Source organism: Streptomyces sp. NPDC057099 (assembly GCF_042671245.1).
GTDB lineage: Bacteria > Actinomycetota > Actinomycetes > Streptomycetales > Streptomycetaceae > Streptomyces > Streptomyces purpurascens.
Map to the genome: position 1 here is coordinate 162,174 of NZ_JBHUTX010000009.1, position 24,677 is coordinate 186,850.

Consider the following 24,677-nt stretch of genomic DNA (forward strand, 5'->3'; position numbering starts at 1 on the left):
GATGAGCAACCGCATTCGGTTGGTTACAGGTCTTTTGCTGGCCGTCATGGCGAGCGGGGTGACAGTCGGTCATGCCTCGGCGACCGGCACCTCCCCGGCGAGCCGTGCCACCGCCGCCAGTGCGCAGATCCTCAAGAGCGGCCCTCGTGAAGGGCCGCTCACCGGTGCCGAGTGCTCCGAGCGGGCCACGGCCTGGACGGAGAAGACCGGGATCTTCCACTTCTGCAAGTACAAGGACGGTTCGGACGCACTGGCGCAGGGCTGGTGGGTCTGGGAGTACTGAGGCCCGTGACTGAGGATCTGACGATCGGCGAGCACATCGTGCTGCTGGCACTGGACGAAGAAGCCGGCACCCTGCGCGAAGCGCCGCTGCGGGTGTCCCTGGCGGTTTCGGCGGCCGCTTTGCTGGAGCTGAGCTTCTCCGGGTACCTGGCGGAGCATGACGGCGCATTCGGAGTGGCTGCTGGCCGTACGCGAGCAGGCACTCGATACGGTGTACCAGGGGCTGTTGGAGAAGCAACTGATACGGGAGCAGGGGCGACGAGTCCTCGGCGCCTTCGGATCGGTGAAGTACCCGGTCACGGGCCTGTCGGAACTCGTGGCGCTGCGCGGACGGCTGGCAGCCGAGCTCGTGCAGGGCCAGGGCCCCGATGAGCGCACGGCGGCGCTGATCACCGTGCTGCACCACGCGGGCCTTGAGGCCGTCTTGCCGCATGGCCCCGGGGCGGTGGCACCCGAGTACCGTCTGACCGCGATCGCCGAGGGGCAAGGCCCGGCCGCGGCACTCGGAGACACGATCCGCACCACTGTCGCCGCCCTCACCGCGGTCATCGCCTCGTCCGCGCTGTAGGGAACTCCCGTTGCGAGAGACCAGCGAGCACGGCTCCTCGACCGCCCGGAACATGTACCTGCACGGCATCGACTACGACCGGAACGGGCGGCTGCACTCCTTCTTCACCTGGCGTGAGCAGAACGCCGCCGTGATGTGCAACGGCGGCGGCATCAGCAACCACGACCGCCATGCGACGGGCTGGGTGTCGTACTGGACGACGCGAAGAGCACGGGGCCGGGGCGTCGCATCAGGGGCTTGCCGGGCGTTGGCTCGCTGGGCCTTCGACGACGCGGGGCTCGTCCGGCTGGAGTTGGGACATCGGGTCAACAACCCTGCTTCTTGTCGGGTGGCCCTGGCTGCGGGTTTTGCGGCGGAAGGAATCGAGCGCCAGAAACTGGAGTACGACGGCACGCGTTATGACGTCGAACGTCACGCCCGGCTGGCCACTGACGAGGAGCCTGCGTTGTCCTGATCGCGTTTGAGCTGTCAGACCAGGCACTTCGAGCGGACTGCTGCTGCCCTCCGGGGACGGATTCGGGAGCTGGGCTTTTCCGAGGTGGCGACGTTTTACGTGTGGCACGACGTACAGGCCGGGCAGCTCCGGTGCTCGACCGGTTCCGTGTCCCCGGATGCGTTGCCGTTCAGCGGCCCTTATGTGGCGTCCGACGACCTTGGGCCGATCGTCGAGGGGTTTCTGGCCGACAGCGAGCCGGGGATCACACCCTTCCGTGTCTGGGTCAGCGGCGTCGGAGCCTCCAGCTGAGCTGGGCTGTGCGGGTGGGCCTCAAGTGGTCGTCGCCGCGCGGTCGGATTCGCTGCGGAGAACGCAGAATTCATTGCCCTCGGGGTCCGCGAGGACGGCCCAGCCGGGGCCGTCGGGTTCCCGGCGGTCGTCGACGAGGGTGGCACCGAGGGCAAGGAGTCGGTCGACCTCTTCCTCGCGTGTGGTCTTCGGGCGCAGGCACAGGTGAAGTCTGTTCTTGATGGTCTTCGGTTCCTGCACCTGGTTGAAGTACAACAGCGGGCCCTCCGGGAGCATCACCGCGGTCTCCGGGTCGCCTGGGTTGTCCTCCGGATGCAGCGGAGAACCCAGCACCTCACTCCAGAACCGAGCCAGTTCATAGGCATCCGCACAGTCGATCGCCACGTTCTGCAATACCGAGACCATGCACCAGAGCCTGCCTGAACCTCCGCTCGGCCCGCTGGAGAATCGGTGATGCCAGAGGCATTGCAGCGAGAGATGTTCCGGAGAGCGAGAGCCGTTCGCCTGCCGCCTCAGTACTGTGACGTCGTATGACCGACACCGAGATCGAGATCACCGCAGACCTGGTTCGCGACCTGCTGCGGGAGCAACATCCAGACCTCGCAGGGCTGGCCATCCGCGAAGTGCCGGGCGGGTGGGGCAACCAAATGTGGCGTCTCGGGGACGAGTTGGCCGTGCGCATGCAGCGCATGGACCCCACCCCGGAGCTCCAGCTCAAGGAGCGGCGGTGGCTCCCCGTGCTGGCTCCGCGCCTGCCGCTCCCGGTGCCGACCCCGGTGCGGTTCGGCGAACCGTCCGAGCGCTTCCCCAAGCACTGGACCGTGATGACATGGGTTCCCGGCGAGCCGCTGGACCACGGCTCGATCAGCCGCGGCACACACGCGGCCGACACCCTGGCGGGCTTCCTCCGGGCGCTCCATGTGGAGGCGCCCGTCGGGGCGCCGATCGCCAGGGACCGCGGTGCCCATCCCCGGAACTGCACGGACGGCTTCGAGAACTTCCTCCAGGCCGTTGCCCCCGACGACATCGCCGACGTACGGGCCGTCTGGGACGACGCCGTTGCGGCCCAGGCGTGGGAGGGCCCGTCGGTGTGGGTGCATGGAGACCTCCATCCCGCGAACGTCGTCGTCTCGGACGGAACGCTCTCGGGCATCGTCGACTTCGGTGACATGTTCGCCGGCGATCCGGCGTGGGACCTCGCCGCCGCGTGGGTGCTGCTCCCCGCGGGCACGGCCTCACGGTTCTTCGACATGTACGCGCATGCGGACGAGGCGGCGATCCGGCGCGCCCGCGGGCTGGCCGCGATGAAGAGTCTCTTCCTGATGCTCATGGGACAGAACGGAGATCGGGGTCTCCCCGGCGGCAAGCCGAACTGGGGACCTGTAGGCCGGGCGGCACTTGATCGTGTTCTGAAGGGCGTTTGACGCGGGAAGACGAAAGATCAGTCGGCGGATGCACCGCACTCGCCGAAACCACATCCTTCCGGGTGGTCGCCCGATCCCGATCATCCGAGAGGACACCCATGCCGCACAGCCCGTCCCGAGGCGCGCGCCGCGCCGTCTCCGGCCTCGCCACTGCCCTCTTGGCCCTGGCCGGTCCTCTGGCGGCCTCGGCCGGACCCGCTGCGGCCGCGGCCGGAAACGGGGAGGTCAGTACGGTGACCTACACGGCGGGGGAGCAGTCCGCCGCCCTGTCGTACTGGACGCCCGCGCGTATGAAGCAGGTGGGCCGCACCGTCGACCTGGGGCCGACCGGACCGCTCAGCAAGCCCTGGACCGGCAAGGGCATCCCCAGCATCGGCCGGCTCTTCTTCGTCAACTCGAGAGGGCAGGACACCTGGTGCACGGCCAGCGCCGTCACGAGCGCCAACCGCTCAGTGATCATGACTGCCGCCCACTGCGCGCGCCTCGGCTCCTCGCCCGTCAACACCTACAGCGACATCGTCTTCGTCCCCGGCTACGCCAAGGGCAAGGCACCGTACGGCCGTTATGCCGTCAAGTCGACCACGACACCGCGTTCCTGGGCCGAGGACACCGTCAATGACGTAGCGGCGATGGTCGTCGCCACCCCTGCCTCGGGGAAGCGGCTCACCGACGCGGTGGGGGCGCAGAAGGTCGCCTTCGGCCGTCCGGCCGGTGAGAGGGTCACCGCCTTCGGCTATCCCGGGACCACTCCGCAGCGGGGCGAGGAACTGCTGCACTGCACCGGTACCTCTCAGCGTGCCCCCGAGGGCGAGCAGCGCGTCCCGTGCGACCTCGGCGGCGGCGCGAGCGGCGGTCCCTGGCTCGCGGGCTTCGACTCCGCCACCGGCAAGGGCACCGTCGTCTCGGTCAACAGCCACGGCGAGGGCAACGGCGACTCCCCGATGTACGGGCCGACGTTCGACAAGACCGCGCGGGCCGCCTACGACGTCGCCGTGCGCGGCTGAGCGCCGCCGCTCCGGCCGACGGAGCAGCGCCAAGGGCCGTCCCGGGCGAGTGAAACAGGACGGTCCCTTGGGGCTGCTCGGTTGCCGTGTGTGGTGGCTTCTTCTCTATGGGGGGCTGGTTCAGTCGCCCGGTGTGAGGCCCAGCGTGTCGAGCACCCCGTACACCCCGAGGAAGAGAATCGCCGCGCTGCTGAGGACCAGGGCGGCGGTCATCCAGGGGTTGGCGCGGAAGCGGGGCGGGACGCCGGTGTAACGCAGGCGCCAGACCGCGATCACGACGGCGAGGAGGAAGATGCCGCCGCCGATGCCGCCGATCTGCACCATCAGGACCGGGGACTGGACCCACAGGAAGAAGCACATCCACACCGGGGGCAGGCACCAGGTGAGGATCCGGATGGTGCGGGTGCGGACGCGCATGTCGTTCCAGTCGATCGCGCCGAGCAGACCGAGGGTGTTGGTCCACAGCCTCGGCACGCTGGCCGACGAGGCGACGGTGACCGAGAAGAGCACGGAGATCGCGCCGGCCAGGAAGAGGTACTCGGCCCAGGGCCCGAGCGTGTCGGTGTAGCTGTGCGACAGCGTGGTGATCATCTCGTTGCCCTCGGGCACCAGGCCCTGCGGATGCAGCACGGAGGCGCCGATCACGTAGAAGGACAAGGTGCAGATCGTGCACACCAACCAGGCGACGCCCACATCGAGCCGCATGACCTTGAGCCAGCCCTCGGCGCGCCGGGCGCGCTGCTCGGTCCCGTCGTCGGGGCCGGTCCAGCGGGCGTAGCCCTTTTCGAGGCACCAGTAGGTGTACGTCGTCATCTCGTCGGCGCCGACGCCGGTGATGCCGAACATCGCGAGGGCTATGCCGACCGTGCCGGCCGGGATCTGGAAGCTGAGCCCGTCGGCGAGCTGTTCGGTGCCGTACCCGTAGGCGGTGAGCGGCAGGGCGAGTGCCAGGCCGACGGTGATCACCGTCTTGAGCGTGATGCCGATGACCTCGGCCCGCTCGACGACGTGGTACTTGCCCGTCTGGAGGATGAGGATGGCGGCGGTGGTGACGATCACGGCCCAGATCGTGAGGGACGTGCCGCTCAGCGACCCGCCATGGATCGGGAAGAGGATGGAACAGGCGGCCGCGGTGCCGCCGATGATGCCGCCGCGCTGGAACATCTTGGCGAAGTCCATGCCGATCCACAGCCAGTTGATCCAGCTGAGGCGGCCGATGCGGGGGCCGACGTCGCGGAAGCCGTCCAGCGCGGGGCGCCCGTTGAGGATGGTCCAGCGGGCCAGTTCCATCTGCACCCAGACCTTGACCGCGGTGGAGATGATCACGAGCCACAGCAGGGCGAAGCCCGCCTTCGCGCCGAGCGAGGTGGTGGTGATCAGTTCACCGGAGCCGACGACCGCGGCGGACAGGATGAGCCCGGGGCCGAGGTGGCGCAGGCGGCCGCGGAAGGTGTCGGGGGCCGGGCGGGCGTCTTCGGCGCGCAGCGCGTACGGGTCGGGCTGCGCGGGGGGCGGCGCCGCGGCGGCGCCGTCGGTCGACGTGATGGCCATGTCAGGTCCTAGGGGATCTTCCGGCGTCGTCACCGGTATCCGGTATGGGGACAGAGGTGTGTCGTGATGCGTGGTGTGGGAGCGGGGGTGGGGGTCGGCCGGCTGGGAGGTGACGGGGTTCAGCGGGCCGGGTGGTGCGGCGCCTCGCCTGCCAGTACACGGACGACGTCCTCGGCCACCATGGCGCCCATGGCCTGGTTGGCCTCCGGGGTGCAGGCGGCCATGTGCGAGGTGAGGAGGGTGCGGGGGGCCTCGCGCAGGGGGTGGTCGGCGGGCAGGGGCTCGGTGCTGAAGGCGTCGAGAGCCGCTGCACCGAGGTGCCCGGAACGCAGCAGGGCGGCCAGCGCGCTCTCGTCGATGAGGCCGCCGCGCGCCGCGTTGACCAGGATCGCGCCCGGCCGCATCGCCGCGAGCCGGGCCTTGTCCAGCAGCGGTGTGCCGGACGGGTCGGGCGGGGTGTGCAGGCTGACGGCGTCGGCCTGGGCCAGCAGGTCGTCGAGGGCGGCCGGTTCGGCGCCGTGCGCGCGGACGTCGTCGCCGGGGACGTACGGGTCGTACGCGAGCACGTCCATCCCGAAGGCGCGGGCGTAGCCGGCGAGCAGACGGCCGATGCGGCCGAAGCCGACGATGCCGAGCGTCTTGCCGTGCAGTTCGGGGCCGAACAGCTTCGGCCAACCGCCCGCCGCCACCGCGGTGTGCGAGGCGGTGAGGGAGCGCGTCGCCGACAGGAGCAGACCGAAGCTGTACTCGGCCACCGCACGGGAGTTGCTGCCCGGAGCGCACACCACCGGTATGCCGCGGGCGTGAGCGGCGGCCACGTCGATGGTGTCCACGCCGACACCGTGTTTGGCGATCACCTTGAGGCGGGGTGCGGCGTCCAGTACCTCGGCGGTGATGGAGTCCATGCCGACGATCAGGGCGTCCGCTTCGGCGGCGTGGGCGAGGAGTTCGGCGGTGGGCAGAGCCGCGTCGGCGCACGGGCGGAGCGGTCCTGCCCCGGACTCCTCGAGGATCTGCCAGGGGAGCGCCGAATGCCGTGCGAAGGTCGGGGTCGTGATGAGCGTGGTCGGCATCAGCACGCCCCGTCGCGCGCGGCGTCGAGGTGGGACGCGGCGATCTGCTGGAGGTGGACGACGTCGGCTGCGATGGAGGCGGAGGTCCAGCCTTCGGTGAGACGGCGGGCGGCGCTGGCGCCGTCGGGGTTGTGGATGCCGGCGGCGATGCCTGCCGCCTCGGCCGCCTTCCCCGCCAGCGGCGTCGCACGGTCGGGCTGATGCAGAGAGAACAGATCGACACGATCAGTGCCGAGCCGCTTCAGACTGCCCTCCAGCGCGGCCCGCAGCCCGGCCGGCGACAGCGGCGCGTGATCACCCTGATCGGGATGCGGGATACCCGCCTTGGTCGCCAGCACGATCCGCTCCCGGCGCCCCGGCAACAACTCCCCCAGCAACCGCTCACTCTCACCACCCGCATAACCGTTCGCGGTGTCCACGCCCGTGATACCCGCATCCAGCGCGGCATCCAGCATCGACGCGGCCGTCGAGCGGTCGACGGTGTCGCCGAAGGTCATCGTGCCCAGGACGAGACGGGACAGCGGGACGGGCACGTGCGGGAGTTCGATGCCGACAGTCACGACGTTTCCTTCCGGGACAGGACGTGGGCGGGATGTGCGTCTGAAGTGCGCCTGGTGCGCGGAATGCGCAAGTGGCGTCGCCATCCGCGGGTGACAGGCGTCGGCGCCAGGGGAACGCTCGCATGACTGCGCGAATCGCGCAAGAGGTCTCGCGCGCTTCGCGCATCACTGGTCATCATCCGAGACGGGTCGCCCCATGCCCGCTACTGCAGGATCAGAAGCGCGTGTCGCCGACAGCCTCGTCCCATAACCTCGTGCCTGGAGACGTCGGATGCCGCATGGATCCGCATGGAGGAGGAGGCGATGGTGCTCGTCAGGGGTACGCGGTTGCTCGCGGGCGCCGTGGTCGCGGCCTGCATGCTGCTGGTCGGACCCAGCGCACCGAGCGGTGCCCTCTTCGGCAGGTCAGTGCCCGTCGATGCCGTCAGGGACGTCGTACCGAACCGGGTCATGACGTGGAACATCTGCAACCCGTGCGACGCCGGCAACGTCGGCCGGGCGGCGGAGATCGCCACGTACGCGCCTCAGGTCATCGGCCTGCAGGAAGCGTGCGTGCGTGATGTCGAGAGGATTCGGGAGTACCTGAGGAGCCTGCACGGGCTGGAGTACCACGTCGAGTACGGGACGGTTCTTCAGGATTGGGGCCGCTGCGGGGGAGCGCCGTGGAGTCCGGGAGCCTTCGGCCAGGCGGTCCTCTCGGCCGCGCCGATGACGGACTCCGACAAGGTGGAGTACCCCGACGGAGGATCCGAGGACCGTGGGTACATGGCCGTCACCACCATGGTGGGCGGCCAGCCGGTCCGGGTCTTCAACACCCACCTCGCCCAACGACGTCAGGAAGCGGTCCGGGCGGACCAGGCCCGCGTACTCGCGGCGGAGGTCGCCCGGCACGACCGCGCGATCGTTCTCGGCGACTTCAACGCCGTGCCGGACGCTCCCGAACTCGCCCCGATCTGGGCACTGGCCGCCGATACGGACCCCGAGTGCCGTCCCTCGTCCTCCGGCAGCTGTAAGACGACCACCGACTGGCACAGCAAGTTCGACTACGTCTTCCTGCGGGGCATCGCCCCGCTCAAGCACCGCGTGCGGACCACCCCGTACTCGGACCACGACCTGCTGCACACCGACGTGGATCCCACCTTCACCGCGGGCCCGGCTCAGCCCGTGTGAAGGACCCGAAAGCGATCGGGCTCCGCCGGATCTCGATCGACGATGTGGACGGGTGGCCCGGCCCATTGCCAGACGCTGATGCCCGGCGTGCGCGTGAACCGGATCCGACCTCGGGTGCCTTCGACCGCGACACGCGGCCAGGATGCGGCGATGCGCCGCCGGTCCGTGCCGTGCGAACGCAGGACGTCGGCGAGGACGGCGACCGTGTCGTAGCCCTCGAAGGCCACGAAGGAGGGCGCTTCGGCCAGCCGCTCGCGTAGGGCCGACTCGACTCGTGCACCGAGGGGGCCGAAGCGCTCGGGCCGGTAGCGCAGGAACGGGATCCCGGCGCCGTCGTCGCCCAGGAGCGTCGCCCATTCGGCGAACTCCGGTTGCCCGGCCGGAGCACCGATCATGATCTCGGCCAGGCGCTGGTCGCGGCGGACGGACCGGACGATCGGCACGGCCGGCTCCGGGTGGCCGACCAGCAGCAGGAGGGCGGTCGCGCCATGGTCGACGAGCGCGTCGCACACGGCCGTGGGGGTGAGCGCGCTCATGTCGAGTTCGATGACGGTGCCGCCGCGTGGAGCGAGGCGGTCCCGCAGGATGCGCGTCCCGGACGCCCAGTAGACGCTCGGCTGGGTTGCCACGGCGATACGGGTGTGGCCCGCGCCGAGGAGGAAGTCCGCGTAGACCTGCCAGCCGCGGGACTGCGGCGGGGAAAGGCGCGCGACCCATTCCGTCGGCTGCTCGGTGAGCGCGTCGAGAACCGCCGACGAGCAGAGGAACGGCAGGCCGACGGCGTCGGCCCTGGTGGCAGCGGCGCGGGCGACGACGCTGTGATATTCCCCTGCCACGGCCGCTACGCCGAGGCCGGCCAACTCGTCCACGGCCGCCGCGGCCCTCCCCGGATCGGCCGCGGTGTCCCGGACCACCAGCTCGAGCGGTCTCCCGACGATCCCGCCGGCGTCATTGACTTCGGACACGGCCAACTCGAGTCCCGCGAGCAGGTGGTGGCCCGCCTCGGCCCAGCCGGGCCGAGTCAGCGGAACCAGTGCGCCGATCCGTACGGGTGACCTCACGTGCCTTTCCTCCAGATGTCCGTGAACCGGTCGAGCAGGGTGGCCGCCGCCGTCACATCGTCCGTGAGCGGCCGGTCGGCATGGTCCTCGTCGAGCACCGATCCGGCGAGTTCGAGCGCCTGGGCCACCGGAAGCCCCGGCTCGGGCCTCAGGCCGCGCTGGCGCAACGCCCGTACGGCGGCGACGAGTTCGCAGCCGACGACGAGACGGTACGCGCCGCAGGCGCGGAGCGTCTGACGTGCGGCCAGGCAGGCGAAGCTCGCCTGTTCCTCGACGCCGCGCGAGAGGACGGCGTGGCCGAGCGACGCGGGCGCGGAGAACGCTCGCAGATCACCGAGTGCGGCCCCGGCGGCGTACTCCAGGATCATCACGCCGGAGGAGGCGGGCTCCTGGTCGGAGAGGAAGGGGCGCAGCCGGGTATAGGCGGGCTCGTTCAGGGTCGCGAGACGGGAGGTCGACAGGCGTGCCACCTGTGTCAGCGACAGCCGGAAGTGGTCCAGGGCGAGACCGAGTTGGGCCTGGTAGAAGCCGCCGTGGTGGTAGGCGGCCATGTCCTCGGGAAAGATCAGCGGGTTCTCGGCGGCCGCGTTGATCTCGACGGCGACGACCTCCTCCAGAGCGTCCGCCGCGTCGTGGGCCGGGCCGTGGATCTGGGGCAGACAGCGGAAGCCGTACGGGTCCTGGAGCCGGTCCAGCGGTGGCGTCGGACGATCGGCCGCGCCGATCAACTCCCGCATACGGCGGGCGACATCGGCGCATCCGCGGTGCGGGCGGGCGGCGTGTACGGGAGCGGCGTAGGCCTCGTGCGAGCCGTCGGTGGCCAGCAGCGACAGCGCGGCGACGACCTGCGTGGCCTCCAGCAGTCCGCGCAGCTCGTGCAGGGCGAGGGCCGACTGGCCGAGGGTGAGGGCGTTGCTGCTGATGAAGGCCAGCGCGTCGTTGTTGTCGAGCGGCAGGGGCTCCGGCGGGGTGCCCCCGCGCCAGGGATGCTCCCCTGCCAAGGCCAGCCCCGCCTGGGCCAGGGCCGCGATGTCGCCGGTGCCGACGGAGCCGAACTCGTTGACGACCGGGTACGCGCCGCTCTCCAGTGCCTCGCACAGCGCCGTCACGACGGTGGGCCGCAGCCCCGCGCCTCCGGCCAGCAGCTGGTTGGCCCGTACGGCGAGCATCGCGCGTACCTGACGGGCGGGCAGCTCCTCGCCGATGGCGCCGGCGTGGCTGCGCAGCAGCCGCAGACCGTGCGCGGCGTCCGCCCCGGTGGGTACGTCCTCGTTCCGTTGGGCGCCGACGCCGGTGGAGCGGCCGTAGACGCGGCCGGTCGCCGCGATCTGCCGGGCGGCGTTCCAGGACTCCTCCATGCGGCGCATCGCCTTGCTCAGGGGAGTCGGCCGCGCGGTCCCGGAGGCGAGCCGAGCGACGTCCGCCACACCGAGACCGGTGCCGTCGAGAGCGACGAGAGCCGAGCCGTGGTCGACACCTCTCGGAGTGTCCGGAGTGTTCACCATCTGAGACGAGATCAAGCGTAAACACCCCTCGATCCAGGCAGTTGACCGCTATTCACGCACAGAGAACTCTGCATGAGGCCATACATCCGGGCAAGGGGTGTCTCACGGCGGTGACCACGTGATTCCTACGGCTCGGGTTCGACCCAGGACAGCCCGTCCTCCGACGCCACCAGACCGCCCGGCCGCAGCGGCGCCTCGTCCTCCAGCGGGCCGCCGAACAGCCCGCGTTCCTGCAGCACGGTCCCTTCCTGGAACACCTGCCGGAACGTCTGCGACTCGTAGAGCGGATTGCGCAGGTCGTCGGCGTCGGGAAGGCGGCGGACGGCGCGCTCGAAGTCGTCGGCGACCGCGCTCAGCCGTTCGCCGGCCGGTCCGGCCCCGGTGAGTGACGCGTCGCCGGACGCCAGACCGCCCACCAACTCGACGAACGCCTCCAGTTCCGTCGTGCCGATACTGGTGACCTTGCGCGCCTTCCAGAAGTACGACCGCTCGTCCTGGTGCATGTCGTAGAAGGAGACCAGGAACTCGTGGAACAGGCTGTACTCGTGCCGGTAGCGGGCCTCGAACTCGGCGAACAGACGGTCCTCGTCCAGGGTTCCGGCGAGGCAGCCGTTGAGGGACCGGGCGGCGAGCAGCCCGCCGTAGGTCGCGAGATGGACCCCGCTGGACAGCACCGGGTCGACGAAGCACGCCGCGTCCCCGACGAGTGCCATGCCGGGCCGCCAGAGCTGTGACTTCCAGTACGACCAGTCCTTGCGGACACGGACCCGGTCGTAGGGCGCCTCCGTGGCCTGCGGGACGCCGTCGAGGAGGTCCCGTATCTCCGGGCAGGCGTCGATCAGCCGGCGCCAGGCGGCCGCCGGGTCTCCCTGGACGGCCTCGGCGTTCTCGCGGGCGACCACGGCTCCGACGCTGGTCAGGTCGTCCCGCAGCGGGATGTACCAGATCCAGCCCTCGTCGAAGGCGGCGCAGAAGATGTTGCCGTCGTTCGGTGCCGGGAGCCGAGCGCCGCCGGCGAAGTAGCCGAACACCGCGATGTTGCGGAAGAAGTCGGAGTGGATCCGCTTTCCGCCGACGTGCGGGTGGATCCTGCTGCCGTTGCCGGAGGCGTCCACGACGTACCGGGCGCGGGCCTCGCGGATCTCGCCGTCGGGGCCGGCCCAGCGCACCCCGCGGACCCGCTCCTCGTCGGCGAGTACGCCGGTCACACGGCAGCCCTCCCGTACGTCGACCCCGACCCGGCGGGCGTTGTCCAGGAGGATCGCGTCGAACCGGGACCGCTCGACCTGGTAGGCGAACGAGGTCGGGTCGGCCAGCCGGGGCGACAGCGCGAAGGAGAACTGCCAGGGGTCCCGGTTGCGGCCCCAGCGGAACGTGCCGCCGCGCTTCGGCTTGAAGCCCGCCCGCGCCACCTCGTCCTCGACACCGAGGATCCGGCACACGCCGTGCACGGTGGAAGGGAGCAGGGACTCGCCGATCTGATACCGGGGGAAGGTCTCCTTCTCGACGAGGAGGACGCGATGGCCGTGCAGGGCGACGGCCGCCGAGACGGTGGACCCGGCCGGGCCGCCACCGACCACGATGACGTCGACGTCCTGCGGGGGATGGGCCGGACTCACTGGTCTCCCTTCGTCGTCCGCGCGTCGATCCAGGTACGGATCGCCGACGCGGTGGTCTCCGCGTGTTCCCGCATCATCGTCAGATGGTCACCGGGGACGTCCACGACCTCGTGTTCCGCGGGCCAGGACGTCCGCCAGTGGTCCGCGTCGGCGGAGGCCGCCATGGCGGGCGTGGGGCGCAGCGCGCGCACAAGGAGCGTGGGCGTGGCGACCGGCTCGGGGTCCCAGCCGAGGAGGATCCGGTTGTAGGCGCCGATCGCCGCCAGGGCGCTGTCGTCGTCCTCGGTGAAGAGGGGCCGTCCGGTGTCCTGCGGCGGCGGGGCGGCCAGGGACAGCAGCCAGTCCTTGCCGCTGTTGTCCGGAGTGATGTGGTAGGTGTCCAGCAGCACCAGACCGGTCGCTGCCCGGCCCATGGTCTCCAGCTGGTGGGCCACCAGGTGTGCCACATTGCCGCCCGCCGACCGCCCTACGACCACGAAGGGTTTGTCCCCGAGGTGCCGCAGTACGTTCTCGGCCTGCGTACGCGCCAGCGCGGCACGGTCCTCCGGTACGGCGGCACCGGCGCCGATCCCGGGGTGCGGGAACTCCAGGACGTCCAGGTCGCCTTGGAACGCGTGGTGGAAGCGGGGGAAGTCTCCGCCGTCCGACGCGAGCGGGGGATGGTAGGCCGGGAAGTAGACGACCGTCGGCGTTCGCGAGCCGGAGCGGCCTTGGGAGCGGCGGATCGGGGGCAGCGCGTGCTCGTGTCCCTGGGCGGCCGGGAACGTGGGCAGCGCCCAGGACGCGGTGACGAGGAGGTGCATCGCCGCCACCGGTTGGCCGGCGGCACTGACCGTCCGGAACAGGGAGGAGAGGGTGTACGCCTGTCGCTCGGACGTCGCGGACCCGGCAGCCTCGGTGACCTCCTTGGTCTCGGGGGTCGTCGTGGCAGCCGGTTCGCCGTCCAGCAGGCCGAGCAGATGGCGTGCCAGTTCCTCGGCCGTACGGTGCTCGAACACCACCGCGGCCGACAGCCGGAGCTTCAGCGCGATGCTGAGCCGGTTGCGGATCTGCACGGCGGTGAGGGAGTCGAACCCCAGGTCGGCCAGGCTCTTGCCGGTCGGGAGCGCGTCGGCGTGCGGGTAGCCGAGTACCGCGGCGACGTCGGCCCGCAGCAGCTCCACCAGCGTCGCCTCCCGCTCACCGGGGGGTACGGGGGCCAGCCGCTTCCGCCAGGCTCCCGGCTCCAGCAGCTGCCCGGACGACCCGGCGGAACCGGAGGCCGTCCCCGCGACGGTCGGCCGGTTCCGGCGGACGAGCCCGCGCAACGGCGGTGGAAGGTGCCCTGCCTCGGACTGAAGCGCCGCCCGGTCCAGCAGGATCGGCGCCAGGACCGGTTCCGTCGAGCGCAGCGCGGCGTCGAACAGGGCCAAGCCCTGCCGTGTCGACAGCGGCACGAGCACGTCACTTGCCTGCGGGCGTTGTGCTGGCAGTCCCGCCGCCATGCCGTCGCTGTGCTCCCATGGGCCCCACGCCAGCGACACCGCCGGGAGCCCCTCGGCGGCGCGGCGCCGGACGAGGGCGTCGAGGAACGCGTTCGCTGCCGCGTAGTTGCCCTGGCCCGCCCGGCCCAGCAGACCGGAGACGGAGGAGAACACGACGAACGCCGAAAGGTCCATGTCCCGGGTCAGCTCGTGCAGATGCCAGGCCGCGTCGGCCTTCGGCCCCAGCACGGCCGCCATCCGCTCGGGAGTCAGCGAGTCCAGCACGCCGTCGTCGAGGACCCCCGCGGCATGCACCACCGCGGTCAGCGGCGGCTCGCAGCGCCTGATCACCTCGGCCAGGGCGGTACGGTCGGCCGCGTCGCAGGCGACGATGGTGACCCGCGCTCCCGACTCCTCCAGCGCGCTGCGCAGTTCCCGGACTCCGGGTGCCTGCGGCCCACGGCGTCCGGTCAGCAGCAGCTGCCGTACGCCGTGCTCGGCGACCAGATGACGTGCCAGCTCCGCGCCCAGCGCGCCGGTGCCGCCGGTGATCAGCACCGTGCCCTGCGCGTGGAAGGGAGCCGCTTCGCCTGAGGCATCACCGGCCGCGACCAGTCGCGGAACCGTCACCTGCCCCTCTCGCACGCGCAGTTGCGCCTCACCGGTCGCGATCGCCGACGGCAGCATCCGCAGCGACTCGGGCAGCCCGTCCACATCCACCAGGACCACACGACCGGGCAGCTCCGACTGCGCCGCACGCACCAGCCCCCAGACCGCCGCACCGGACAGGTCCGGCACCGGCCCGGCGGCATCCCGCGTCACCACCACCAGCCGGGAGCCCGCCGTGCCCGGATCGCCCTGCCAGTCCTGGAGCGTCTTGAGCACGCGGCCGGTCAACTCGTGGACGGCGGCGAGCTGATCGGTGCCGGTCGCACGGGCGAGGGCGGTGACGGCGACGACATCGGGGTTCACGGCGCCGGGCAGGAACTCGGCGAGGTCCAGCTCATCCGGCCCGCGGACCACCCAGCCGTGCTCATCGGGGTCGCCGGAGACGTCGAGGCCGGCCCACTCAGGGCGCAGCAGAGCCCTTCGTTCGAGGTCGTCGGTCATGTCGGGCGTCATGTCGGCCCGGTCGGCCGGGAGTTCCCTGGTGGTCAGCGAGTCCACGTGTGCCACGAGCCGGCCGGACGGGTCGGCCAGGGTCAGGGAGACCGTGTCCGGGCTCGTCGGCGTCACCTTGACCCGCAACTCGGTCGCTCCCGAGGCGTGCAGGCTCACCCCGCTCCAGGCGAACGGCACACGCACCGGGCTCGTCCCGACGGGCGAGGCCAGCAGCGGCGCGTGCAACGCGGCGTCGAACAGCGCCGGATGGAGTCCGAACCGGCCCGCTTCCGACGTGTGCGACGCGGGCAGACCGACCTCCGCGAAGACATCGTCACCGTGCCGCCAGACCGCGCGGACCCCCTGGAAGGCAGGCCCGTAGGCGAGCCCGGCGTCGGCGAGGGTGGCGTACGCGCCGGTGAGGTCCACCGCCTCGGCGCCCTGGGGCGGCCACGCGGCCAACTCGCCTTGCGTACTGCGATCCTGGCCCAACTGTCCCATGACATGCCTGGTCCATGAGACGTTCTCGGTGGATTCCTCCGACCGGGAGTAGATGTCGACCGTCCGCCGGCCCGAGTCGTCCCGCGCACCGACCACGACCTGGACCCGCACCCCCGCGGAACCGGGCACGGTGAGCGGCGCCAGCAGCACGAGTTCGTCGACCGTGCCGCAGTCCACCTCGTCTCCCGCCCGCACGGCCATCTCCACGAACACCGTCGCCGGCACGGTGACCCTCCCGGCGACGACATGATCCGCGAGCCACGGGTGGGCCGCGAGGGACAACAGCCCGGTCAACACGGTCCGCTCGGTGTCCGGAACCGGGAACGCCGGGCTCAGCAGGGCCCCGCCGTCGGCCGCCGCCGGGGACGTCGCGTCCAACCAGTACCGCTGCCGCTGGAAGGCGTACGTCGGCAGCTCCACGCGGCGCGCGCCGGAACCCGCGTACACCGCCGTCCAGTCGACAGCGGCCCCGGCCACATGCAGCCGCGCAACGGCCGACAGCAGCGTCTCCGGTTCGTACGCACCGCTTCGTGTCGCCACGGCGAGAACGGAGCCGGTCGTGAGCGCGTCGGGCAGACAGTCGGTGGCCGCCGCGGTGAGGACGGGCCCCGGACCGAGTTCCAGATAGGCCGAGATCCCGTCGTCCGCGAGCCGGCGCACGGCGTCGGCGAACCGCACGGGCAGCCGGGCGTGCCGCGCCCAGTACTCGGGAGAGCGCAGGTCTGTGGGCTCGGCGGGTCGGCCCGTCACAGTGGAGATGATCGGGATGCGCGGGGGTCGGAAGGTCAACTCACTTGCTACGTACAGGAATTCGTCGAGCATCGGCTCGACCAGGGGCGAGTGGAAGGCGTGACTCACCCGCAGCCGTACGGCCCTGCGGCCGCGCGCCTCGAAGCCGGCCGCGACGGCGAGCACCGCGTCCCGCGCGCCCGAGATCACCACGGAACGGGGCCCGTTGACGGACGCGACGGCCGCCTGCTCCCCGAACTCCGCCAGCGCGGCGGCGACTTCCTCCTCGGTCCCGTCCAGCGCCACCATCGCGCCGCCGTCGGGCAGTGCCTGCATCAGGCGCCCGCGCGCGGCGACGAGCCTCGCCGCATCGGGCAGATCGAGTACGCCGGCGACATGCGCGGCCGCCAGCTCGCCGACGGAGTGGCCCACCAGTCGGTCGGCTCGCACGCCCCACGACTCGAGCAGCCGGAACAGCGCCACCTCGAAGGCGAACAGTCCGGCCTGGGTGAAGTCCGTACGGTCCACCAGAGCCGCCTCCGGCGAGCCCGGCTCTGCGGACAGCACCGCGCTGAGCGGCTGGGGGAGACGGTCGTCCAGGTACCGGCAGACCTCGTCGAAGGCATCGGCGAACACGGGGAAGGCGGCGCGCAGTTCGGCGCCCATCCGGGGACGCTGGGCGCCTTGCCCAGTGAACAGGAAGGCCGTACGGATCTCCGGGTCCGCCAGTCCTCGAACGACTCCCGGTGCATCCCGGTCCTGTGCGAGCGCGCTCAGCGCCTCCAGCATCCGGGCCCGGTCACCGGGCGGCACGATCGCCCGGTGGGGGAGGGCGGAGCGCGTTACCGCCAGCGAGTAGCCGATGTCGGCGGACGACAGGCCGGGACGGTTCGCCACTTCGGCCGCGAGCCGACGGGCCTGGGTGCGCAGGGCGGGTTCGTCGGCGGCGGAGAGCAGCCACGGCACGGGCGATGCCGCCACCGCCTCCTGAGAGACCGCCGAGTCCCTCTCCGTCGGCGCCTCCTCCAGAATCACATGCGCGTTGGTCCCGCCGATCCCGAAGGCCGACACCCCCGCGCGCCGCGGCCGGTCCGAGGCGGGCCAGGGCCGGGCGTCGGTCAGCAGTTCCACGCGGCCCGAGGACCAGTCGACGTGCGGTGAGGGCGAGTCGGCGTGCAGCGTCCGGGGCAGTTCGCCGTGTCGCAGGGCCTGCACCATCTTGATGACGCCGGCGACTCCGGCCGCCGCCTGCGTGTGCCCCAGGTTGGACTTCACCGACCCGAGCCACAGCGGCTGCTCGCGGCCCTGTCCGTACGTGGCCAGCAGGGCCTGGGCCTCGATGGGGTCGCCCAGCTTGGTGCCGGTGCCGTGCGCCTCCACCGCGTCCACGTCACCGGCGCGCAGGCCCGCGTCCGCCAGCGCCCGTGTGATCAGCCGCCGCTGTGCCGGACCGTGGGGCGCGGCGAGCCCGTTGGACGCGCCGTCGGAGTTCACGGCGGAGCCGCGGAGCACGGCCAGGACCGGATGGGCGTTGCGCCGAGCGTCGGACAACCGCTCCAGCAGGACGAGGCCCACGCCCTCGCCCCAGGCCGTGCCGTCGGCCGCCGCCGAGAACGACTTGCAGCGCCCGTCCGGCGACAGCCCGCGCTGCCGGCTGAACGCGAGGAACGGCTTGGGCGTCGCCATCACCGTGACCCCGCCGGCCAGCGCCAGCGAGCACTCGCCCGAGCGCAGCGCCCGCGCCGCCCAGTGCAGCGCCACCAGCGAGGACGAGCACGCGGTGTCGACCGTGATCGCGGGACCGCGCAGACCGTAGACGTACGAGATCCGCCCGGAGGCCACGCTGCCCGCCGAACCCAGCCCCAGATGGGCCTCCAACTCGTGGGAGCGGCTGAAGCGGGCGGAGTAGTCGCCGTACATCACGCCCACGAACACGCCGGTGTCGCTCTCACGCACCGACGCCGGATCGATTCCGGCCCGCTCCCACACCTCCCAGGACGTCTCCAGCAGCAGCCGCTGCTGCGGATCCATCGCGAGCGCCTCGCGCGGCGAGATCCCGAACAGCCCGGCGTCGAACTCCCCCGCCCGGTGGAGGAATCCGCCGTGTCGCGTGTACGACGTGCCGATCCGGTCGGGATCGGGGTCGTACAGGGAGTCCAGGTCCCAGCCGCGGTCGGTCGGGAACTCCGAGATGGCGTCCCGCCCCCGCGTCACCAACTCCCACAGATCGTCCGGGGAGTTGACGTCACCGGGATATCGGCAGCCCATGGCGACGATCACGACGGGATCGTCGTCGGGGGACCGGTCCTGACCGCCGTACGACGTCGGGCGTTCTCCGGACTCGGCCTCGAAGAGCGCCACGCGCAGGTGGCGGGCGACCTCGGCCGGTGTCGGGTGGTCGAAGACCAGTGTCGACGGCAGGTCCAGGCCGGTCAGCTCGCCGAGCCGGTCGACCAGTTCGACGACGCCGACGGACGTCATGCCGATATCGGTGAAGGGGCTGACGGCGTCGGGCAGATCGCCGGGCGTGTGCCGGCAGATCTCGGCCGTTTCGGCGAGCACCGTGTCGCGGAGCGCGCGTTCCCGGTCGCCGGGCGACAGGGACAGGAGCCGCTCGCGCAGGGCGGTGGGAGCGTTGTCGGCCGTGGCCGGAGCCGGGACGGCCAGCGCGTGCCGGGCGATCTTGCCGGACGCGGTGCGCGGGACGGCGGTGATCTCGTGGATCTCGGTCGGCACTTTGTAGTCGGCCAGGAGGGTCCGGCAAGCGGCGAGCACCTGCCGTGCGTCGAGCCCGTCCGGACCCGGTACGACGAAGGCGACCGGCACCTCGCCGAGCACGTCGTGCGGCACCCCCACGACGACGGCCTCGGACACGCCTGGACACCGCGCCAGAGCCTGTTCGATCTCCGTCGGGTGGATGTTCTCGCCGCCGCGGATGATCAACTCACTGACCCGGCCGGTGAGCCGGAGATGACCGTGCTCCACGCGGCGGCCCAGGTCGCCGGTGCGGTACCAGCCGTCCCGCAGCACGGCGGCCGTCGCCTCGGGCTGCCCGTGGTACCCGGCCATCAGGCTCGGCCCGCGCACCCAGACCTCGCCCTCGGCCCCGTCCGGGACGTCCTCGCCGCCGCGCGGGTCGACCAGGCGTACGTCCATGCCGGGGACGGGCGTCCCGCAGGAACCGTCGACTCCGGGCTCGTCGGGACGGTTCACCGCGATCATGCCGCAGGTCTCGGTACTGCCGTACGCGTCGAGCAGCGGCGCCCCGAGGGTCTCCTCCACGGCCGCGCGCAGAGCGGGTCCACTCGGCGCACCGGCCACGACGCACATCCGCAGCGCCTGCGGTGATGCACCCGCCGAGTCGACCAGTCGGTGATACGTCGTCGGCACACCGGCCAGCATGGTGAAGGGCCCGCCGAGCCCCTCGTACGCCGTGAGCAGTTCCTGCCGCAGCCCACCCGGCGGCAGCAGCTCACCGGCGATCCGGGCGCTCGCACCCACAGCGGTCACGCCCAGGATCGCCAGCGAATGGCTGAAGCTGTGGAACAGCGGAAGCGGCCAGAGCAGCCGGTCGTCGGGCGAGAGGCCGAAGATCGGGGCGTAGCAGGCGGCCACCGACCACAACGCGGCCCGCTGTGTGGACAGCACGCCCTTGGGCCGGTGCGTGGTGCCCGAGGTGTAGAGCATCCAGGCCGGATCGTCGAGCCCGAGCAGGTCGATCTCCGCGCACGCGTCGCTCTCGACCGCGCTCACGAACGGCTCGGCGCCGTCCGGGACCGGGCCGCTTCCGGTGACCAGGACGCCCAGGCGGTCGTACGGCGTTCCCAGGCGCCGCAGTCGTGCGAGACGCGCGGCGTCGGTGATGACGAACTCGGCACCGCTGTCCTGGAGGAAGTGGGCCAGCTCGGCGTCGGAGGACCGCGGATTCAGCGGGACGCCGACCATCCCCGCGCGCAGCACGCCGAGGCAACTCTCCACCGTCTCCACGCAGTTGCCGAGGCAGATCGCGACGCGGTCGCCGCCGCGCAGCGTCGTCCGGGTCTTCAGGTACGAGGCCAGTGACCGCGTGCGGCGCTCCAGCTCGGCGTAGGTGACGCTGCGCGAGGAGTCGGAGTAGGCGACCCGCTGCCCGGCCGCCTCGGCGTGCTGCCGCAACAGCTCCGGCAGCGGCCGGATCAGCTCGTCACGCCTCATGTCTCCGCCTTCCAAGTCCCTCGCGGTGCAACGATGTTGACCCTACGGGACCCGGGGGCGGCGCCCAGGTCGGCGCTCCGGATCAGCCGTGGCGCGTCGAGTCGCTGAGGATCTGCTCACGAAGGATCTCGGCGTGGCCGCAGTGCTGGGCCAGCTCGCGCAGCGTGTGGAGGTAGACCCAGCGCAGCGGCAGCGGGCCCCGGCGATTGCCTCGTACGACGTCGTCCAGCGTCAGCTTCTCCGTGGCGCGGCGGGACTCCTCGCACGCCTGCCGATAGGCACTCTGGATCGAGGCGACCGTGTCGTCGTCGCGGAGGTCGAACGACTCGTCGGGCGTCTCGGGAAGGCCGATCTCGCGACGGGACCGGCAGGTGATCGCCTCGTCGAACCAGACCTTCTCGACGAACGTGGCGTGCTTGACCAGGCCGAGCAGCGTGGTCTTGGACGGGACCAGCGAGCGGCGCGCCTGCTCTTCGGTCAGTCCGTCGAGACTGTCGTGCAGCGCGGACCGATGCTCATCGAGGAAGATCTCGAACTGATCGCGGAACGCCGCGTGGAAGACGGTGGGTTCTGTCGTCGCCTGGAAGACCATGACCGTAACGATAGGGTGCTCCGCTTCTGGGCGTGCGGGGACCTGAACAGGGTGGTCCGGGTCGCCGGTGCCGGGGATGGCCAGTGCGTGGGGTCCGCGCCGCACCTGTCAGGGCTGCGCGCCCGCGTTCCTGGTCGGTCCGGCGGGGTCCAGGCTCGGTGGTGTCCAGTCGGCGTGGCGCAGGATGGCGTGGATGGTCGCGCGGGAGGGTGCCAGACGGAGGGCCGTGTTGCGCAGGGCGACGGCCAGGGGGTGCGTCAGTTGCTGGCCCAGCCGGCCGGCCTGGCGGGCGGCCCGGGCCACGGACTGGCTGCGCGGGCGGCGCTCGGCGTCGTAGCGGGCCAGTGCCGAGTCGACGGTGGGCTCGGTGGCGAGCGCGGCGGCCAGGGTGGCCGCGTCCTCCAGGGCCTGGCAGGCGCCCTGGCCGAGGTTCGGCGTCATGGCGTGGGCGGCGTCGCCGAGGAGGACCACCCGGCCTTCGGCGAACGCCGGCAGAGGCGTTGCCAGCTCGTGGATGTCGTGGTGCAGGACGGCGTCCGGCCGGGTGGCGTCGAGCAATGCGGGGATCGGGTCGTGCCAGTCACCGAACCGTCGGCGCATCGCGGCGAGGGCGTCCGGATGTCTTAGGCCCGGGGGAGAGTTGAGCACGGCGTGCCACTCGGCTCGGCCGTCGGCGAAGGCGATGTGGCCGAACTCGGCTCCCTTCCCCCAGGTCAGTTCGAAGTCGGCGCGCAAGGACACCGGCTGCTCGGTGATGGCACGCAGGACCGTCGATCCGCTGTAGACGGGGCCGGGCCGGCCGGGAAGCAACTGTCCGCGCAGCCGGCTGTTCACGCCGTCGGCGGCCACGACCAGGTCGGCGTCCAGGACACCGTCGGCGACCGGCACGCGGACCCGGCCCGGGCCTGAACGATCGACGGATGCCACTTCGGATCCGACGACCAGACACGCGGGAGGCAGCGCCGCACGCAGCAGGCCGTGCAGCACGGCCCGGGGGACACCGACGATCGGCGTGCCCAACTCGCGTTCGAGCACGGCCCCGTCCATTCGCGCCAGCCACCTGCCGTCGGGAGTGCGGGTGCCCCCGGTGTACTGGGGCCGGGCTGCCGCGCGTACCGCTTCGCCGACGCCGAGGGCGTCCAGGGCACGGATGCCGTTGGCGTGCAGGGAGATGCCCGCGCCCACGTCGGCCAGGACGCGAGCGCGTTCGACGACCGTCACGTCCCAGCCGATCCGGCGCAGACCGATCGCGGCGGCCAGCCCGCCGATGCCCGCCCCGACCACCACCGCACTGCCGTCCATGCCCGGCCCCCCCGTTCACCGCGTTTCTACAGATGTAGAAGAAAGAGTACTCCGACTCTCTACAGGTGTAGAAAGGAGGGGTGTCCACCGACCGACGCACCCTCCTCGCCGACGCGGCCATCGCCGTGCTCGCCGAGAGCGGTATACGAGGATTGACCCACCGTGCCGTGGACCGGGCGGCGAAGCTGCCGCCCGGCACCACATCCGCCTACTACCGCACCCGCCAGGCACTGCTCACCGCACTGGTCCGGCGCCTGGTCGCACTCGACCAGACCGAACTCCAGGAGATCGGGGAACAGACACCCGTGCCGGAGCACCCCGAGGAACTGGTGGCCGGGATCGTCGGCCTCGTGGAGCGCCGGCTCACCGGAGAGGGACGGCGACGTTCCCTCGCGCGCTACGCGTGCGCCCTCGAAAGCGTGCGCCACCCCGAGTTGCGGGAGATCCTCGTGGCGCGCGAGAACGCGGGGCGACAGGCCGTACAGGACTTCCTGACCGCACAAGGCCTCCCGGACCCCGAAGACCGTACGGTCACACTGCTGACCTGCGTGGACGGGCTGGTCTTCGACCGTTTGGTGAGCGGCGGGAGGGTGTCGGAGGAGGAGATCCGGGGGCTGGTGATGACGGCGCTGCGATGCGGTACCCCGTCATCGTGAGCCGACGGTGTCGAACAGCCGGTTGGCAGGGCTCGGCAGGCCGTAGTGCGCGCGCAGGGTGGAGCCGGTGCACTCGGTGCGGAACAGGCCGCGTTCCTGGAGGATCGGCACCACCCTGTCCACGAAGGCCTCCAGGCCGGAGGGGAGTACGGCGGGCATGATGTTGAAGCCGTCGGCGGCTCCGCTGTCGTACCAGTGCTCGATGGTGTCGGCGACCTGCTCCGGCGTGCCGGCGAAGGTGCGGTGGCCGCGGCCGCCGCCGAGCCGGCCGATGAGCTGACGCACTGTCAACCGATCGCGCCTCGCGAGTTCGACGATGAGGGTGTAGCGGCTCTTGGCGCTTTCGATCTCGTCCTCGCCGGGCAGGTCCTCGGGGAGTTCCGCGTCGAGGTCGAGTGCTTCGGGGGCCAGCTTCAACGTCTGGGCGAGCTGCCGCTTGGCGTGCTCAGGGACGATCGGCAGGTGTGCGGATCGCTGCATGGCCCGAAAAGTAGCCGAGCCGCCAGGAGAAGGAAACCCCGTTACAAAGCGGTCATGAGCTTGTCATGCGCGAGCAGGAATGCCGGTCGCGAGCGGACCGGTTGCCCTGGGTATGACCATCGGAGTAGCGCTTCCTCTTCACCACGAGATCGACGGCACGGTGCGGTTGGCGCGGGAAGCCCACGAAGCCGGATTACGTTCCGCGTGGTTCGGGCAGACCTTCGCCTACGACTCGCCCACGCTGGCCGCGATCGTCGGCCGCGAGGTGCCCGGGCTGCACGTCGGGACCTCCGCGATCCCCGTCTTCGGCCGCCATCCGCTCCTCATCTCCAGCCAGGCCCAGACCGCCCAGGCGGCGACCCGCGGCCACTACCACCTCGGGCTCGCGCTCGGCACCAAGTACCTGACGGAGACCGGATTCGGAATCCCGCACGAGCGCCCCATCCGCCTGCTCCGGGAATTCCTCACCGCCCTGCGCCAACTCGTCGAAACGGGCAGCGCCGACTTCCACGGAGAGCTGCTGACCGCCACCACCCCCCTGCCGGGCGCGGTGCCGGGTGCCGAACCGCCCGTGCCGCTGCTGGTCGCCGCCATGGCGCCGCAGGCGCTGCGCGTCTCCGGCGAACTCGCGGACGGCATCCTCCCGTACCTGGCCGGCCCGCGCGCCCTCGCCGAACACATCGTCCCGGCCGTCACCGCCGCGGCCGAGGCGGCCGGCCGGCCCGCGCCCCGCATCGTGGCGTTCGTCCCCGGAGTCGTCACCGCCGACGCCGAGAGCGTGCGGGAGAAGGCGACCGAGGCGCTCGCGTTCTACGAGCGGTTCCCTTCCTACCAGCGCGTCATCGAACTGTCCGGTGGCACCCGGGCCGTCGACCAGGCCGTGATCGGGGACGAGGAGGCCGTCGCCGCCGAGGTCGCGCGATACCGGGAGGCCGGGGCGACGGAGGTGGTCTTCACCTCGACGGACCTGGGCACGGAGGCAGACCGGCGCCGCACCTGGAAGCTGCTCGGGGAGCTGGCGAAGGGCTGAGGAACCGGGCCGGGGCAGTGGCAGGGGGAGAGGAAGCAGCAGCGGCACGTGCGGGCCCTCTTGACGT

At 71.6% G+C, this 24,677-nt stretch carries 18 protein-coding genes and 2 pseudogenes; 9 read left to right on the plus strand and 11 right to left on the minus strand.

Annotated features, from left to right (window positions below):
- Nucleotide 1 precedes the first annotated feature (1 nt).
- From ACFT4A_RS15575 to ACFT4A_RS15590, 4 genes and pseudogenes are all read left to right on the plus strand, one after another.
- Nucleotides 2–283 (plus strand): hypothetical protein, encoded by a 282-nt coding sequence (locus ACFT4A_RS15575; protein WP_382830099.1) that lies wholly within the window; start codon nt 2–4, stop codon nt 281–283.
- A 156-nt stretch (nt 284–439) separates the two neighbouring features.
- Complete coding sequence (locus ACFT4A_RS15580) at nt 440–850, plus strand: GPP34 family phosphoprotein (protein ID WP_382830102.1); 411 nt, start codon at nt 440–442, stop codon at nt 848–850.
- A 52-nt stretch (nt 851–902) separates the two neighbouring features.
- Nucleotides 903–965: pseudogene (locus ACFT4A_RS15585) on the plus strand (hypothetical protein); the annotation flags it as partial.
- Between the two features lie 15 nt (nt 966–980).
- Nucleotides 981–1,304 (plus strand): GNAT family N-acetyltransferase, encoded by a 324-nt coding sequence (locus ACFT4A_RS15590; RefSeq protein WP_382830277.1) that lies wholly within the window; start codon nt 981–983, stop codon nt 1,302–1,304.
- Between the two features lie 312 nt (nt 1,305–1,616).
- Here ACFT4A_RS15590 and ACFT4A_RS15595 read toward each other — a convergent pair whose 3' ends face one another.
- Entirely contained in the window at nt 1,617–2,000 is a 384-nt protein-coding gene (locus ACFT4A_RS15595; protein WP_382830105.1) for a VOC family protein, read from the minus strand.
- 125 nt (nt 2,001–2,125) lie between these two features.
- Here ACFT4A_RS15595 and ACFT4A_RS15600 point away from each other — a divergent pair, with 125 nt between their 5' ends.
- A complete protein-coding gene (locus ACFT4A_RS15600; RefSeq protein ID WP_382830108.1) occupies nt 2,126–3,019 on the plus strand; it encodes an aminoglycoside phosphotransferase family protein in 894 nt (297 codons plus the stop codon).
- A gap of 98 nt (nt 3,020–3,117) precedes the next feature.
- Entirely contained in the window at nt 3,118–4,023 is a 906-nt protein-coding gene (locus ACFT4A_RS15605; protein WP_382830111.1) for a trypsin-like serine peptidase, read from the plus strand.
- A gap of 120 nt (nt 4,024–4,143) precedes the next feature.
- Here ACFT4A_RS15605 and ACFT4A_RS15610 read toward each other — a convergent pair whose 3' ends face one another.
- The 3 genes from ACFT4A_RS15610 to ACFT4A_RS15620 form a co-directional block, all read right to left on the minus strand.
- Nucleotides 4,144–5,574, minus strand: coding sequence for an Nramp family divalent metal transporter (locus ACFT4A_RS15610; protein ID WP_382830113.1), 1,431 nt, complete (start codon nt 5,572–5,574; stop codon nt 4,144–4,146).
- A 119-nt stretch (nt 5,575–5,693) separates the two neighbouring features.
- The gene (locus ACFT4A_RS15615) at nt 5,694–6,647 is read right to left on the minus strand and encodes a phosphoglycerate dehydrogenase (protein ID WP_382830115.1); all 954 of its coding nucleotides are present in this window, start codon (nt 6,645–6,647) and stop codon (nt 5,694–5,696) included.
- Complete coding sequence (locus ACFT4A_RS15620; RefSeq protein WP_382830118.1) at nt 6,647–7,207, minus strand: aldo/keto reductase; 561 nt, start codon at nt 7,205–7,207, stop codon at nt 6,647–6,649. Before ACFT4A_RS15620 ends, ACFT4A_RS15615 begins: the two co-directional genes overlap by 1 nt.
- A gap of 303 nt (nt 7,208–7,510) precedes the next feature.
- On the opposite strand from ACFT4A_RS15620, the gene ACFT4A_RS15625 reads away from it, so the two are divergent.
- A complete protein-coding gene (locus tag ACFT4A_RS15625) occupies nt 7,511–8,377 on the plus strand; it encodes an endonuclease/exonuclease/phosphatase family protein (RefSeq protein ID WP_382830121.1) in 867 nt (288 codons plus the stop codon).
- On the opposite strand, the gene ACFT4A_RS15630 is transcribed toward ACFT4A_RS15625, so the two are convergent.
- The 6 genes from ACFT4A_RS15630 to ACFT4A_RS15655 form a co-directional block, all read right to left on the minus strand.
- Complete coding sequence (locus tag ACFT4A_RS15630) at nt 8,365–9,438, minus strand: ABC transporter substrate-binding protein (protein WP_382830124.1); 1,074 nt, start codon at nt 9,436–9,438, stop codon at nt 8,365–8,367. The two genes, ACFT4A_RS15625 and ACFT4A_RS15630, sit on opposite strands and share 13 nt — an antisense overlap.
- A complete protein-coding gene (locus ACFT4A_RS15635) occupies nt 9,435–10,943 on the minus strand; it encodes an aromatic amino acid ammonia-lyase (protein WP_382830280.1) in 1,509 nt (502 codons plus the stop codon). The genes ACFT4A_RS15630 and ACFT4A_RS15635 overlap by 4 nt, the downstream gene beginning before the upstream one ends.
- Before the next feature lie 125 nt (nt 10,944–11,068).
- A complete protein-coding gene (locus tag ACFT4A_RS15640) occupies nt 11,069–12,562 on the minus strand; it encodes a tryptophan 7-halogenase (protein ID WP_382830127.1) in 1,494 nt (497 codons plus the stop codon).
- Entirely contained in the window at nt 12,559–20,550 is a 7,992-nt protein-coding gene (locus ACFT4A_RS15645) for an SDR family NAD(P)-dependent oxidoreductase (protein WP_382830128.1), read from the minus strand. The genes ACFT4A_RS15640 and ACFT4A_RS15645 overlap by 4 nt, the downstream gene beginning before the upstream one ends.
- Before the next feature lie 82 nt (nt 20,551–20,632).
- Nucleotides 20,633–21,142 (minus strand): DinB family protein, encoded by a 510-nt coding sequence (locus ACFT4A_RS15650; RefSeq protein ID WP_382830131.1) that lies wholly within the window; start codon nt 21,140–21,142, stop codon nt 20,633–20,635.
- A 108-nt stretch (nt 21,143–21,250) separates the two neighbouring features.
- Entirely contained in the window at nt 21,251–22,444 is a 1,194-nt protein-coding gene (locus ACFT4A_RS15655; protein WP_382830134.1) for an FAD-dependent monooxygenase, read from the minus strand.
- Nucleotides 22,445–22,524: 80 nt separating this feature from the next.
- On the opposite strand from ACFT4A_RS15655, the gene ACFT4A_RS15660 reads away from it, so the two are divergent.
- Entirely contained in the window at nt 22,525–23,100 is a 576-nt protein-coding gene (locus ACFT4A_RS15660; protein ID WP_382830137.1) for a TetR/AcrR family transcriptional regulator, read from the plus strand.
- Here ACFT4A_RS15660 and ACFT4A_RS15665 read toward each other — a convergent pair.
- Nucleotides 23,092–23,556: pseudogene (locus ACFT4A_RS15665) on the minus strand (LLM class flavin-dependent oxidoreductase); the annotation flags it as partial. The gene ACFT4A_RS15660 and the pseudogene ACFT4A_RS15665 sit on opposite strands and share 9 nt — an antisense overlap.
- A gap of 136 nt (nt 23,557–23,692) precedes the next feature.
- Here ACFT4A_RS15665 and ACFT4A_RS15670 point away from each other — a divergent pair.
- Nucleotides 23,693–24,610 carry an LLM class F420-dependent oxidoreductase gene (locus ACFT4A_RS15670; RefSeq protein WP_382830139.1) on the plus strand — a complete coding sequence of 306 codons (918 nt, stop codon included), beginning with the start codon at nt 23,693–23,695 and terminating at the stop codon, nt 24,608–24,610.
- Nucleotides 24,611–24,677: the final 67 nt, after the last annotated feature.